Genomic DNA, 14,002 nt, shown 5'->3' on the forward strand with positions numbered 1-14,002 from the left:
AAAAGCAGAAGCCTGTCACCATGCGGGCTGCACATAAATAAATTCATGAAAATGGTGCATTTAATTTTGTTAAACTGCAAGGTTTCAGGTCTGTATTTTTAATACATTTTCGATAAAAAATTTCCCAAAACCTAATCAACGGAATTTTCTGTATGCAATCACTGATATCCAGCATCTCCAGACGTATACGACAGGTATACCAGAAAGCTGAAGGATTTATTGAAGATGAACGTGAATTTCCAATGTCTCAGGTTTTTCTGAATGCCACATTTGAGCGTTTCGTCACAGACAATGTCAAAGTCCTTCAGGATCTGCATGCCGATCTGCATGATGACTGGTTACGCCTGTATGCCACACTGGATGTCAAAGGGCTTTACACCACACTGTCTGTAGACCTGAAACTCATTCAGATGGAACTGAACAAAGATATGCAGTTGATTGTTTTTGAACAGATCAGTGATACACAGGTGATTGAAGCCCGCTTTAAAAATATCTTTCAGAAAATGGCTTTTAATCTGGCACTGTTTTTTTATCAGAAAGTTCTGAACAAAGATCCCCTGGGAATGATCCTGGAAAAACTGAATGTCGTTACCGTCAAAGATGACCTGCTACATCTTGACCTGAACCGCTGGCTTGGGAAAAAACGCTCCATTATTGATACGCTGACCAAAGTACACGTCAATCATGCAGTGCTTCGTGATGCAGAACTGGTCGTCATTGGCAATGTCAATCTAGCAGCACTGTTCAGCAAACTGTCTGAAGACAGAATGGATGATGATCTTGAAGAAGATGACGAAACAGACGACAGCACTGTCACGCCAGTCAGACAGAAACAGAGTTGATCGTTTTTGATTATCAAAACCTGAGCATTGAACAAAAAAAACCTAACAGGAAAGATACACTCTGAACAGATTTACAGAATATATCTCCATATTTCAGATGCATAATATCCTCATGCAAAATTTTCTGCATATCAGACCTTAAAAAGGAAAATGTACTTATGGCTCAACATGTATTGAAAACGATGGCGATGGCAACAGGTGTCTCAGCTACACTGCTCCTAGCTGGTTTCTCAAGCCAGACTTTTGCCATGAGCCCATTTCAGGCAAGCTATCAGTTTAATTACAACGGTAAAAACTTAGGTTCTGCCACCCGTACACTGAGTAAATCAGGCAATGGCTGGAATTATGTCTTTGCTGCAAAAGCAGGTGGAATTGCCTCTGCAACTGAAACCAGCCGTTTCACGCTCAATGGTGACCAGATTTCATCAACAAGTTTCAGCCGGACCAGTAAAATTCTTGTTCACAACAACACGATGAGCATGAATTTCAATCCATCCGCAAAAACCATCACCACCAAAAAAGACAATGAACCCCGTACTTTTGCATGGAAATCCGGTGTACTGGATGAGTTGAATGCTGAACTTCAGTTACGTGAAGATCTTAAAAATGGTGGTTTGAAGTCCAGTTATTCGATTGCAGATGCCAAAGAAGTTGAATCACGCAGGTTTGTCAAACAGGGTGCTGAAAAAGTCAAAACCTCTTATGGCACATTCGACACAGTCAAAGTAGTTATGAAACATGATAAACCGGGTCGTGAAACTATTTTCTGGCTGGCACCAAAACTGGATTATCTTCCGGTCAAAGTCAGTCATGTCGACAAGAAAACCTCTTATGGTTTACTACTGACCGGTTATAATGGACCATCAAATTAATCAATTTGATCAATTTCGCTTGCATTTTTTACGGTGCTTTTTAAAATACGCCTTTGCTTTAAAAAGCACCTGCCCTTAGAGGAATCTCCCCGTGCACGCTCTGGAACAGAAAATCTTAGCTGAAGGTATCGTTCTATCTGATCAAGTTCTGAAAGTCGACTCTTTCTTAAACCATCAAATTGACCCTGTAATGATGCAACAGGTTGGTCAGGAATTTGCCCGTCTGTTTAAAGATGCCGGTATTACAAAAATTATCACCATTGAAGCTTCAGGTATTGCTCCTGCTGTTATGGCAGGTCTTGAACTGGGCGTTCCAGTCATCTTTGCCCGTAAATACCAGTCTCTGACGCTGAAAGATGACTTATATCGCTCTAAAGTATTTTCATTTACCAAACAGGTTGAAAGCACCATTGCGATTTCTAAAAAGCATATCACTGAAAGCGACAAGGTTCTTGTGATTGATGACTTCCTTGCAAACGGTCAGGCGGCACTGGGTCTGGCAGACCTGATTCATCAGGCAGATGCAGAAGTGGTCGGTATTGGTATTGTGATTGAAAAATCATTCCAGCCTGGTCGTCAGCTGTTGCTGGACAAAGGTTACCGTGTTGAATCACTGGCTCGTGTTGAGTCACTGAAAGATGGCACAGTCACTTTTGTAACTGAATAATCAGTGAAATTAAAAAAAGAGTGCTTATCAGCACTCTTTTTTTGGGCTTTATACATCAACAAAAAATCATCATTGAGCTTAAACAACAATCCACACTGTATATTTTCCATGGATCAATTTTTTTTGTCATGGATAAAAAAAAGCCTGATCCATTGATCAGACTTGTTTCAGATACTTAGAATAAATATTTCAGCATTACGCATTTTTCAGCTGTAATGCTTCTTTCTGACGCTGAACAAAGCGTAACAAGCGATCTGCCACATCAAAACTGCCGTGCTTGAATAAAGCTCTCGCTTTACCCTGCTCAGTCTCAAAAATAAGACATTCGATGCTGAAAGCACCTTCTTCATCATGCAGATGCAAAGCAAGATCTCTTGGATACTGCTCTACCTGAGCAATCAGGTCGTCGCCCAGATCCAGCAACACACCAAAATAATTCAGATCAACCACCTGAACAGGAAGTGTCACAGGTAAATGACGATGTGTCAGGACAGTTTCTGGCTGCTGTACCCGCACACGTGCTTCACCTCTGCGCTCCATCGTCAGAAGCTGCGCACGGGTCATTGGAATAATGCCTTCAACCTGCTGAATGGATTCACCTTTTAAGTAAGTGGCAAACAGATTCATGGTTTCCTTACGACGTTGCAGCTGAGGCACATGATCTGCATTGGCAATCATGGCAAATTCCATATCCGGGCACTGAAGCGCAAAGTTTGCATTTTCATGCGGCAAAGTAAAACTGTCATACTGACCACAGGCAACAAGAGTACGGCACTGTGGAATCGGAACACCTGCAAGGCGCAGTAAACGGTTACAGTTAATGTCATAACGTTCCTGCTCTGTTGCCGTAAATTCTGCCATTTGCTTAAAGAACAGACGTTTCGCAGTCGGTGACATACGGGTCACATCAAGTTTTGCATGATTGACCAGGTAAAGAATAACCGCCTGACCAAACTCCTCCATGCGCTGTTCTTTCATAAGATGCAGGGATTCTTCAAGCAGCATGCGCCAGCTTTTACGGGTCTTCTGCATAACACCCATCAGAATCATACGGTCAATCAGTTCTGGACGCTGATGCGCAAGACAGGATGCAACAACTGAACCTAATGACATGCCCATAACCCGGATTTTTTCCAGCCCGACAATATCCATCCAGTGACCCAGCATACCTGCCAGGTCTTCCAGTTCGAGTGTTCCTGCTGAAAGTCCGGTGTCCACATTGGAGATCTGCTGATTGGCACCCATGGATGGCAGATCAATCAGCACCACGGGACCTGCATCAAACAACTGTTCCACACAGTATTTGTAGGAGTTAAAATTCTGAAATGCACCACCGATAATCACAATGGGCGTGTTGTGCATAGTCTCAGGAAGACCAATTGCCATATATTCAACTTTCCAGCCATCAATCCACGTTGTCCGTGCCGGCTGTTTGAAGCTGTGTTTATCATAAACATCAAAGAAACCAAAGTGTGTACTGGCTTCATGTACGTCCGTGTCCATCTGGATAATGGAATTCATCTTCCTTTCCTCCAATCTTCCTGCCTTGTTTTTATTGTGCAAGAATTCATTCAGAAAACCCTCGTCATCATATAAACATCCTGCTTTTGTATTTATTTGTATGACTTCATTGTCCTTAGCATTTCATTCTATACAGAGGAGCAATTTACAAGCAACCACTTATGCAACCGCTTATCTACTTTTATTCAGGCAAACAATTTCAAAATGTTTACAGGTTTAAGCGCTTTTCCTGCTTTTTTAATTTTCTGGTGCTTCATTGTCCAGGCTCTGGCTGTTACTATCGAAGATGAAATTTCCATGTGATCAAACCGCTATGCAAGATTCTATTGAACAATACATGCAAACGGTAGGACAACAGGCACGTCAGGCATCGAGTATCCTGGCTGGCGCTTCTACCCAGACAAAGAACAATGCTCTTTCTGCTGTTTATACAGCGTTGGAGAACAGTGAATCCAGTATCCTGGCCGCTAACCAGACTGATATGACCAAAGGTCGTAACAATCAGCTGGACAGTGCCTTACTGGACCGTCTGGAACTGACGCCCACACGCTTTAAAGACATGCTGCAAGGTCTCAAGGATGTGATTGCGCTGGTTGATCCGATTGGAGAAATTACAGACCTGGCTTATCGCCCGACCGGTATTCAGATTGGTAAAATGCGCGTGCCGCTGGGCGTGGTCGGCATGATCTATGAATCCCGTCCAAACGTGACGCTTGAAGCTGCTTCACTGGCACTTAAGTCAGGCAATGCCATTATTTTACGTGGCGGTTCAGAAGCGATGGAATCCAACAGAGCCATTGCTGAAGCTGTTCAGCATGGACTGAAAGTTGCAGGACTTCCAGAAAGCTGCGTACAGGTGATCAATACCACTGACCGTGCTGCGGTAGGACAGCTGATTACACTGTCTGAATTTGTGGATGTGATTGTTCCGCGTGGTGGTAAAGGCTTAATTGAACGTATTACCAATGAAGCAACCATTCCAGTTATCAAACACCTAGATGGGAACTGTCATGTGTATGTGGAAGCTCAGGCAGATCTGCATAAAGCTTTGCCGATTGCACTGAATGCAAAAACACATCGCTATGGTGTCTGTAATGCCATGGAGACCCTGCTGGTGGATGAAAAGATTGCTGAAGATTTTCTGCCACGTGTTGCAGAGCTGTATGCTGAAAAACAGGTTGAACTTCGTGGTGATGCTGCAACCCGCCAGATTCTGGGCAGTACAGTAAAAACAGCAACAGAGGAAGACTGGTATGAAGAATACCTGGGCCCTGTACTTGCAGTGAAAGTTGTTTCAGGTATTGAAGAAGCAATTCAGCACATCAACAAGTATGGCTCACATCATACCGATGCCATTATTACTGAAAATTTCAGTCTGGCACGCCAGTTCCTGACCCGTGTTGACTCAAGCTCTGTAATGGTCAATGCATCAACCCGTTTTGCAGATGGTTTTGAATACGGCTTAGGTGCTGAAATCGGTATCTCTACAGATAAAATTCATGCCCGTGGTCCTGTTGGACTGGAAGGTCTGACTTCACAGAAATGGATTGTTTTAGGTGATGGTCAGATCCGTCACTAAGCGACCTGTTTTTTAATATCCGGCAGACTTCTTTGTCTGGTCTTATGTTTTTGTCGCATCAGGCAACATCATAAAACCTGCACCTGGAAGTCTGCTGTTCATCTGAACAGCCCATCCTGTTTCTATATTCATAGATCACCTGCTTAATCCCCTCCTCACATCTTCTTCTTTGATGTTTCATAAACCCAGTGCTATACCATTTTTCCAGTACAGTTATCACTACGTGGTCACAGAAGCAGAATAAAAAATCTTTCAGCATCTTTACGCTGATTAAATACATATACCTCAACTGAGGCTGATATAAACAGTACAGGTATTTTGATAAGGCATTGAATATATGTGCCTGAGTGGACATGTGATGACAGATGATCTGAATCAGGTCGTGGAAGTAATATTTTTAAACATTTAGAGTCGCCTGACAGCACTGGAACATGCTATGTTAAATAAAGGCTTATTCTTCTAATCATAAATTTAAACAATCAACTGATAAATATTAACTATTAATGATTTTTCGGTCGATAGTGCTTAAGTCTAATCTCCTAAAGTCTATCTAGAACAGAGAAAAAACCCGTGTTAAAACGTCATTACTGATCTGGATTGCACCGATTTGTACTGCATGAAGATCACTCAATGGACGATTCATTTCAATTAAAATTTGGGTATTAAAACGTGTCTACATCAGTATTGGTAATTAACTGCGGTTCATCCTCCATCAAATATGCACTTGTGTCTGAACGTCGTGAAGACCGCATTTTCGGTCTTGCTGAAAACTTAGGTTCAGCAGAAGCCCGTATTAAAGGCGTTACCGCTGGAAACCAGCCGCTTGAACTGTCAATTCCTTTTGCAGACCATGAAAAGGCACTTGAAACAATTCTTGAACGCCTGTCTCATTATAATCCTCAGGCAATTGGTCACCGTGTTGTTCACGGCGGCACATTAACAAAAGCAGAATTACTGACGCCTGAAATTATTGAAAAAATTCGTTCAGCAACACCACTTGCACCATTACATAACCCAGCTCACCTTGTGGGTATCGGTGCAACTATGCGTCTGTTCCCTGAACTTCCTCAGGTCGCTGTTTTTGATACAGCATTCCACCAGACCATGCCTGCTCACGCTTTCCGTTACGCAGTGCCAAAATTCCTTTATACAGAACATAACGTGCGTCGTTATGGCTTCCACGGTACAAGCCATGCTTATGTTTCAGAGCGTGGTTCTGAACTGGCAGGCAGCTTTAAACAGGGTGGATGGCTAACAGCTCACCTTGGAAACGGCAGCTCGACCTGTGCCATCTGGAATGGTCAGAGCGTCGATACTTCTATGGGCTTAACACCACTTGAAGGTGTTGTTATGGGTACCCGTAGTGGTGATGTAGATCCAAGTATGCACAGCTTCCTTGCCAGCAACCTGGGTTGGGACATCTATAAAATTGATAAAATGCTGAACAGCCAGTCTGGTCTTCTGGGTCTTTCTGATCTGTCCAATGACATGCGTACACTGATTGAAGCATCTGAGCAAGGCAATGAAGATGCCGCGCTTGCAATTGAAGTGTTCTGCTACCGTCTGGCAAAATCACTGGCTGCTCTCAGCTGTGGCTTACCTCGTATTGATGGTCTGTTCTTCACAGGTGGTATTGGTGAGAACTCATCCTACATCCGTGAAAAAACACTGGCTTACCTGCCTCACTTCGGTTTCAACCTGTGTAAAGATAAGAACAGCACTCTGAACCGTGGTTCAGAAGGTCGTATTGATGCAGGTACAGGACCACAGATCTGGGTTATTCCAACAGATGAAGAAGGCCGTATTGCTAAAGAAACTGAAAGTGTTGTAGCTCATGAGGTTAATCAGACAACTGCAAAAAAGTCTGAAACTGATACCGCGACTGCTTAAGCAGTCGCTCTTTACCCTACCCAGTTAAATTTTAATTTTTATTTCAGATTTTATTATGAAAACAATTCTTTTAGTGCCAACAGGCGAAGGGGTAGGCTTAACTTCTGCATGCCTGGGTTTAATTTATGCCCTTGAATGTCAGGGTGTTAAAGCAGGTTTCCTGAAACCATTTTCTCAGGAACTCACACTGGGGGCTGACCGTACTTCTGCACTGTTCCGTCACCTGACCCAGAGTGAAACTGTTGAACCAATTCCTTATGCGACTGTAACTCAGCAGCTGAACCATGATGAAAGTGATGAACTGCTTGAAGAAGCTGTTCGCCTGCACCGTCAGATTGCAAAAAAACATGACCTGATCATTGTTGAAGGTCTGCTGCCAAACAACCGCGACTCTTTTGCATCTGAACTCAATACAGCACTGGCTCAGGCACTCGATGCCAAAGTCATTATTGTCAGCAATGCAGACATCAGAAATCCACTGTGTTCAGCTGAAAAAGTTGAAAGCCAGCTGCGTCACTTTGGTGGTTCAACAGGTACACGTGTTTCAGGTGTTCTGTTTATGCGTACCAAAGGTCTGCCAGAAGATTCTGCACAGATTCCGGTTACAATTGACCCTGCTCTGCGCCTGATCAGCGATACCAACAAATTTGTCAGCGCAATTCAGCAGACACATGCACATATCGGAACAGATAAACTGCCTGTGATTGGTCTGGTACCATTCAGCAACACGCTCAGCGTGCCACGTATGTCTGACCTTGCAAGCCACATTCAGGCTGAATGGATCAACACTGGTGAAGCAGCTCAGCGTCGTGTTCTACACAGCAGTCTGATTGCATCCAATATTGAACATGAACTGCATAAATTTGTTGCAGGTGAACTGATTATCAGTGCATCTGACCGCATTGACGTACTACTCGCAAGCAGTCTTGCAAGCAGCAATGGTATTCCTCTTGCAGGTCTGGTTCTGACTGAACACCATGCCCCAAATGCACAGGTGATTGAATTCTGTCAGACAGCAATTAAACAGGGTCTGCCTATTCTGCATACTCCGCTGAGCACATTTGAAACAGCACAGAGCCTTGCCAGTCTGAGCAATGAAATTCCTGTAGATGACACTGAACGTGCTGAACAGGTGACCCGTTTTGTTTCCAGTCATATCAATGAAGACTGGCTGACCAGACTACTGAACGGTTCATATCAGACCCGTCTTTCTCCTTCTGCATTCCGTCATGAGCTGGTACAGAAATCCATTGCTGCAAGAAAACGCATTGTACTGCCTGAAGGCGATGAGCCTCGTACAGTCCAGGCTGCTGCAATCTGTCAGTCACGCGGTATTGCACAATGTATTCTTCTGGCTAAACCAGAAGCTGTAATTGAAGTTGCAAAAGCTCGTGGTATTGAACTTCCACATGATCTTGAAGTGATTGATCCAGACCTGATCCGTGAAAACTATGTCGGAAAAATGGTTGAGCTGCGTAAAGGCAAAATCAATGAACTTCAGGCACGTGAACAGCTTCAGGATACCGTTGTACTGGGTACAATGATGCTTGCTCTGAATCAGGTCGATGGTCTGGTTTCTGGTGCAGTACATACCACTGCAAATACAGTCCGCCCTGCTTTCCAGCTGATTAAGACAGCTCCGGATTATTCACTGGTTTCGTCTGTGTTCTTTATGCTGCTGCCTGATGAAGTGTATGTGTATGGTGACTGTGCAATCAACCCAGATCCAGATGCAGAACAGCTGGCTGAGATTGCAATTCAGTCTGCTGACTCCGCAAAAGCTTTTGGTATCGACCCACGCATTGCCATGATTTCCTACTCAACAGGAACATCAGGTGCAGGTGCTGAAGTTGAAAAAGTTGCTGAAGCGACCCGTATTGCAAAAGAACGCCGTCCTGATTTACTGATTGATGGTCCACTTCAGTACGATGCTGCATCGGTTGAAAGCGTTGGTAAGTCTAAAGCACCTGATTCTAAAGTTGCTGGTCGTGCCAATGTCTTTATTTTCCCTGATCTGAATACAGGTAACACAACCTATAAAGCGGTTCAGCGCTCTGCCAATGTGGTCAGCGTTGGACCAATGCTGCAAGGTTTGAACAAACCTGTAAATGATCTGTCCCGTGGTGCTCTGGTGGATGACATTGTCTTCACGATCGCTTTAACCGCGATTCAGTCTGAACAGCAGGCTGGATAACAGTTTCACGTTTTCGAGTTGATACTCAACCACCCTGTTGTAAAAAAGGGTGGTTTTTTTAATATAAATCCCAGTAAAAACTCAATAAATCAAATATTTAGTATAATAATAACAATCACAACAAGTATAATATTCATGTTTTTATCTGATTGTTTTTGTTTATGAATTTTAAATCTTTATCTACGGCTTTCACACTCGCATTGTTCAGTACGTCTGCTTTTTCCTATACTTTTGATCCCCTCATTGGAACCTGGAAAATCATTGATAACCGCACAGACTCTTATATTTCAGACATTGTGATTCGTAAAAACTCCAGAACACAACAGTACAGCGCGGTAATTACTCAGCTGCATGGAGCTTCAAAAAACTTAAAAAACTGTCAGAAATGTACTGGGAGCCTTAAAAACCAATCTGTTATCGGTATGGAAGCATTACAGGGTCTTACTTCAGATACAGGTAAAACCCGTTTCAGTAATGGTCTCTGGACAAACCCTGAAAATGGTTACCAGTATAAAATCAGTGGTCAGTTAAACAACGCAAAGACACAACTGCAAATGACAGGCAGCACTCCACAGAACCAGACAACTTCCATGCTCTGGATCAAGCTGCAGGACATTCACTAAGCTGATCAGAAATCAGCCTGATCACAATCCGAATGTGCAAAAATGATCGGTACCTGTTTTTCTTACAGATATCTGCACTTTCAGCAAAGCCGACAGCTTATGTTAAAATGTGCCATGAAAGAACCAGCCATGTACGCACATCAATTCAGGCATAAAAAAAGCCCGACATCCTGTCGGGCTTTTTTCGTATTTGATGCTTAGGCATGACTCCTGTCTTACCTGACATTCCTTGTACTGTATTTTATTGTTATTTTTGGAGCATCCTGCTCTCTATGTGTCCATCATAAGAAAATATTCAGATGCTGTATATTGGACAATTCCTCCAATTCATGTACGCCATAGCGTACAAAGACACCCTTGTTATAATGATTGATTCTGTATAACACAGGTCATATCCTGATATTTCAATATGACATGGCGACAGTTAAAAACTGTGAGCTCTATTTTTATTAAACCTGATGAGTTATTTTTTCTTTGCCAACCATACCGTATGACCCGCACATTCAGGATCTTCGGTCACCATTTTCAACACCTCAAAACCATGCTCTGCAAGCAACTGCCGGTATTCCTCCTGAGAGAGACTGGCATGATAAAGCGCATCACCAAACAGCTCACCAATTGCTTCACCTGCTGAAGGTCCACTGCTGAACATCAATGCCGTGCCCTGCTGAGCACAGTCTCTAAACTGCTGAAACATCGCACGCTGATCATCCGGTGACAAATGAAAGAAACTGTCCCACGCCAATATGCCCTGAAATGTCTGATCTGCTTTAAAACTGCGCATATCATGCACAATCCATCGCTGATCTGGAAAATTCAGCCGAGCCATTTCAATCATGGTATCTGAGCTGTCTACACCTGTCACCGCATGCCCCTGAGCAATCAGGTACGCTGCAATGGGTTTTCCAGAACCGCAGCCAAAATCAATAATCTGTGAATGCTCAGGAATAAATGCCAGAAAATGATCCAGCCAGGCTTTTTCATACAACAAGCCTCCACGAAGTGCTGTCCAGGCACGGGCATGTTTTTTATAGAGGCTGATAATATTTTCAGCAGGACAGGTCTGATCCATCATCCTTATTCTTCTTTAGTTCCATGACAGATCAGTATAAAAATTAAAAACGGTTTCCGCATAAAAATTGATTAAAAAACATAAAATCAGACATAAAAAAAGAAGATAAAGCGTCGGGCTTAATCTTCTTTCTGACCGTACATCCAGGTTGCAGCAATATAGATACTGAATCCAATCACCATCAACACGCTTGAAATTGTCATCTTTCATCACTCATGTTTTGATGATGGCATTATGTGAAAGTTTTGTGACAACTTTATGACAACAGTGTCATAATTTAAATAAAAAACAGAAATAAATTAAAGCTGTTTATTTTCAGTTATTTAAAAAATAAAAACCATCCATAAAATTCAGTTTTTATTTTCACAGATGAAATAATTACAGATTTTATGTCCCTTGTTCAGTGAAATATGACAGCAAATATTTCATTAAACTTTAGCCGATAAAATATACAAACACGCCACAAAAAGTGCAATATCACGTATAATTTAGCCCGCTAGCTATCAGCCCGCTCAAGAGATTTTTGATATGACAACTATTATCAAGCAAGACGACTTGATCACATCGGTCAAGGACGCGCTTCAGTTCATTTCGTATTACCATCCACAGGATTTCATCCAGGCAATGAGCCGTGCGTATGACCGCGAAGAGAACAAAGCTGCCAAAGATGCAATTGCACAGATCTTAATTAACTCACGCATGTGTGCAGAAGGTCATCGTCCAATCTGTCAGGATACTGGTATTGTTAACGTATTTGTTGATGTGGGCTTAGATGTTAAATTTGATTTAACCATGAGCCTGGATGATGCAATCAACGAAGGCGTACGCCAGGGTTACCTGGAAAACTCAAACGTACTTCGTGCATCTGTACTTGCAGATCCTGCTTTTGGTCGTAAAAATACCAAAGACAACACTCCTGCTGTGATTCACTACAAACTCGTTCCGGGTAATAAAGTAGACATCACTGTGGCTGCCAAAGGTGGCGGTTCAGAAAATAAATCCAAACTTGCGATGCTGAATCCATCTGATTCAATCGTGGACTGGGTACTGAAAACTGTCCCAACGATGGGTGCAGGCTGGTGTCCTCCTGGTATGCTCGGTATCGGGATTGGTGGTACAGCTGAAAAAGCCATGATGCTTGCAAAAGAATCACTCATGGAAGAAATCAACATGGACGAGTTACTTCGTCGTGGACCAGAAAACAAAATCGAAGAACTCCGTATGGAAATCTTCGAGAAAGTAAATGCGCTGGGTATCGGTGCACAGGGTCTTGGCGGTCTGACTACCGTGCTTGATATCAAAATCAAAGACTACCCTTGCCACGCTGCGGGCAAACCAGTCGGTATGATTCCAAACTGTGCTGCAACCCGTCATGCACATTTCCAGCTGGATGGTTCAGGTATTGCGCATATTCAGGCGCCTAAACTTTCTGATTACCCTGAAGTGACCTGGGATTCTTCATCTTCTAAACGTGTTGACTTAGACAACATCACACAGGAAGAAATGAACTCATGGCAACCAGGTGACACATTACTGCTAAACGGTACGATCTACACAGGTCGTGATGCTGCGCATAAACGTATGTGTGAAATGCTCGACAATGGTGAAGAACTTCCTGTTGATCTTAAAGGTAAATTCATTTACTACGTGGGTCCTGTTGATCCAGTTGGCGATGAAGTGGTTGGTCCTGCTGGTCCGACAACTGCAACACGTATGGATAAATTCACCCGTCAGGTGCTTGAAGCAACAGGTCTGTTCGGTATGATCGGTAAAGCGGATCGTGGTCCAACTGCTATCGAAGCAATCAAAGACAACAAAGCAACTTACCTGATGGCTGTCGGTGGTGCTGCTTACCTCGTGTCTAAAGCAGTTCGTCAGGCTGAAGTTGTCGCATTTGCTGACTTAGGTATGGAAGCAATCTACAAATTTGTTGTTGAAGATATGCCTGTATCTGTTGCTGTCGATGTCAACGGTACATCTGTGCATGCAACTGCACCAAAAATCTGGCAAGCAAAAATCGGGAAAATTCCAGTGGTTGATGCCGCTGCGAAATAATCATTCGTACTCAAAAAAAGCACCCTCAGGGTGCTTTTTTTATATCAGCTGATGGATGGACTTTTCAGCACACGAACACACTGTTATGATAACTGATTCACATTTATATTAATTTAAGTGTTTTATATCCATCGGGGCAGTTATGACATCACTATTAAAGCTCAAGTCCATTCTTATAACAGCCGGCATACTGACCTTCAGCACGGCTGGTTTTGCTCAGACTGTACAGGACACAACGCTTGAAAAACTACTTAAGCTCAGCAACACATCGCAGCTGATCATTCAGTCCAGTCATGACATGAAACCGCTGTTTGATGCTCAGGCACAGGATCTTTTAAAAGCCAATCTCGGATTACAGACGCTGAATAAAGAACAGCAACGTGCAGCTGAAAAAATCAGTCAGCTGCTGCAGAACACCAACCAGGAAATAGTCTCTGATCCGAAGTTTCTGAATCTGATTAAATCAGGTTATCGCAGTACATTTACAGAAGAAGAAGCACAGGCTTATATTCAGTTTCTCAGTACACCAATGGGACAATCCATTAACAACAAAAGTTCCAGACTGATGAATGATATTGTAAAAGGTACGGTCAGCCTGACGGGTGAAATCATGAATGATCCTGCCCGCCAGGAGAAATTCCGAGAGCAGATGATGGCGATCATCCACCCACTCATTCTGAAATAAAA

General features: G+C 43.0%; 11 protein-coding genes. 9 read left to right on the forward strand and 2 right to left on the reverse strand.

What is annotated here, in order from left to right; genetic code table 11:
* The first annotated feature begins 152 nt into the window (after nt 1–152).
* From CDG60_RS15525 to CDG60_RS15535, 3 genes are all read left to right on the forward strand, one after another.
* Nucleotides 153–842: a hypothetical protein gene (locus CDG60_RS15525; RefSeq protein WP_087512747.1), complete on the forward strand. Its 690-nt coding sequence runs from the start codon at nt 153–155 to the stop codon at nt 840–842.
* Between the two features lie 158 nt (nt 843–1,000).
* On the forward strand, nt 1,001–1,714 hold the full coding sequence (locus CDG60_RS15530; RefSeq protein ID WP_087512748.1) for a DUF3108 domain-containing protein: 714 nt from the start codon (nt 1,001–1,003) through the stop codon (nt 1,712–1,714).
* A gap of 91 nt (nt 1,715–1,805) precedes the next feature.
* Nucleotides 1,806–2,381, forward strand: coding sequence for a xanthine phosphoribosyltransferase (locus CDG60_RS15535; protein WP_087512749.1), 576 nt, complete (start codon nt 1,806–1,808; stop codon nt 2,379–2,381).
* 195 nt (nt 2,382–2,576) lie between these two features.
* On the opposite strand, the gene CDG60_RS15540 is transcribed toward CDG60_RS15535, so the two are convergent.
* Nucleotides 2,577–3,902 carry an alpha/beta fold hydrolase gene (locus tag CDG60_RS15540; RefSeq protein ID WP_087512750.1) on the reverse strand — a complete coding sequence of 442 codons (1,326 nt, stop codon included), beginning with the start codon at nt 3,900–3,902 and terminating at the stop codon, nt 2,577–2,579.
* 313 nt (nt 3,903–4,215) lie between these two features.
* On the opposite strand from CDG60_RS15540, the gene CDG60_RS15545 reads away from it, so the two are divergent.
* From CDG60_RS15545 to CDG60_RS15560, 4 genes are all read left to right on the forward strand, one after another.
* Nucleotides 4,216–5,481, forward strand: a complete 1,266-nt coding sequence (locus CDG60_RS15545; protein ID WP_087512885.1) for a glutamate-5-semialdehyde dehydrogenase — start codon at nt 4,216–4,218, stop codon at nt 5,479–5,481.
* A 669-nt stretch (nt 5,482–6,150) separates the two neighbouring features.
* Nucleotides 6,151–7,371: an acetate/propionate family kinase gene (locus CDG60_RS15550; RefSeq protein ID WP_087512751.1), complete on the forward strand. Its 1,221-nt coding sequence runs from the start codon at nt 6,151–6,153 to the stop codon at nt 7,369–7,371.
* A gap of 55 nt (nt 7,372–7,426) precedes the next feature.
* Nucleotides 7,427–9,565 carry a phosphate acetyltransferase gene (pta, locus tag CDG60_RS15555; RefSeq protein ID WP_087512752.1) on the forward strand — a complete coding sequence of 713 codons (2,139 nt, stop codon included), beginning with the start codon at nt 7,427–7,429 and terminating at the stop codon, nt 9,563–9,565.
* A gap of 161 nt (nt 9,566–9,726) precedes the next feature.
* Complete coding sequence (locus tag CDG60_RS15560) at nt 9,727–10,188, forward strand: DUF2147 domain-containing protein (RefSeq protein WP_087512753.1); 462 nt, start codon at nt 9,727–9,729, stop codon at nt 10,186–10,188.
* A gap of 463 nt (nt 10,189–10,651) precedes the next feature.
* Here the strand turns inward: CDG60_RS15560 and CDG60_RS15565 are convergent, their stop codons facing one another.
* The gene (locus tag CDG60_RS15565) at nt 10,652–11,263 is read right to left on the reverse strand and encodes a class I SAM-dependent DNA methyltransferase (RefSeq protein WP_087512754.1); all 612 of its coding nucleotides are present in this window, start codon (nt 11,261–11,263) and stop codon (nt 10,652–10,654) included.
* A 525-nt stretch (nt 11,264–11,788) separates the two neighbouring features.
* On the opposite strand from CDG60_RS15565, the gene CDG60_RS15570 reads away from it, so the two are divergent.
* Entirely contained in the window at nt 11,789–13,315 is a 1,527-nt protein-coding gene (locus tag CDG60_RS15570) for a fumarate hydratase (protein WP_087512755.1), read from the forward strand.
* 142 nt (nt 13,316–13,457) lie between these two features.
* Nucleotides 13,458–14,000, forward strand: coding sequence for a DUF2059 domain-containing protein (locus CDG60_RS15575; protein WP_087512756.1), 543 nt, complete (start codon nt 13,458–13,460; stop codon nt 13,998–14,000).
* Nucleotides 14,001–14,002 lie beyond the last annotated feature (2 nt).

Source organism: Acinetobacter chinensis, assembly GCF_002165375.2.
Lineage (GTDB): Bacteria > Pseudomonadota > Gammaproteobacteria > Pseudomonadales > Moraxellaceae > Acinetobacter > Acinetobacter chinensis.